At 70.5% G+C, this 1,012-nt stretch carries 1 protein-coding gene; it reads right to left on the bottom strand.

Annotation, left to right across the window (positions count from 1 at the left end; all coding sequences use genetic code 11):
* Positions 1-1,012, bottom strand: a 1,012-nt coding sequence (locus WA788_RS35360; RefSeq protein WP_335984575.1) for an acyltransferase domain-containing protein, incomplete at both ends; no start/stop codon positions are given.

Here is a 1,012-nt window from a genome sequence, read left to right as displayed (position 1 = left end):
GCCCGCGCCGACTGCGTCCGCACCCCGAACCGCCAGCTCCACAAAGCCCGTTCCGGGAAAGAGCACCGTGCCGTGCACCGCGTGATCCCGCAACCACGGCTGCGCCCGCAACGACAATCGCGACGTCAGGACGACCGTGCCCGAACCCGGCACCGCCACCACCGCACCCAGCAACGGATGCTCCGCAGACACCAGCCCCGCCGCCGCCACATCCCCCGCCACCAACGACGGCTCCGGCCAGAACCGACGCCGCTGGAACGCATACGTCGGCAAACTCACCCGCCCCGACACCCGGCCTGCGAAGAGCCCGTCCCACCGGACCGGCACCCCACGGACGAACAGTTCGGCCGCGGACAGCAGGAACCGGTCCATGCCCCCTTCGTTACGGCGCAGGGTGCCCGTCGCCACGGTGTCCTCACCGAGGGTGTCCTGCACGGCCATGGTGAGGACCGGGTGCGGGCTGACCTCGACGAAGGCGGTGAAGCCGTCGGCTGCGAGGGCCCGGGTCGCCTGCTCAAACTCCACGGTCTGGCGCAGATTGCGGTACCAGTAACCGGCGTCCAGGGTGGAGGTGTCAATGCGCTCACCCGACACGGAGGAGTACATGGGCACGGGGGACGTGACCGGGCCCAACTCAGCCAGATCGGCGAGGACCTGGGCCTCGATCAGCTCCACGTACGCCGAGTGGGACGCGTAGTCCACGGGCACCTTACGGGCCCGCACTTCCCGCTCCTCGCACCGGGCGATCAGCGCGTCCAGTTCCTCCACCGGACCCGCCACCACCACCGCACCCGGACCATTGACCACGGCGACGGACACGTTCTCCGGCAGCAACTCCCGTACGGCGTCCACCGGCAGCGACACCGCCACCATGCCACCCTTACCCGCCAACTCCCCCGCGATAGCGCGGCTCCGCAACGCCACCACCCGCGCACCGTCATCCAGTGACAGCCCACCCGCGACAACGGCTGCCGCGATCTCACCCTGCGAATGCCCCACCACCGCAGCCGGC

Source organism: Streptomyces sp. CA2R106, from assembly GCF_037034245.1.
In the GTDB taxonomy this organism is placed as follows: Bacteria; Actinomycetota; Actinomycetes; order Streptomycetales; family Streptomycetaceae; genus Actinacidiphila.
The sequence above is the reverse complement of the archived record's forward strand: the minus strand, read 5'-3'. Positions and strand labels throughout refer to the sequence as shown.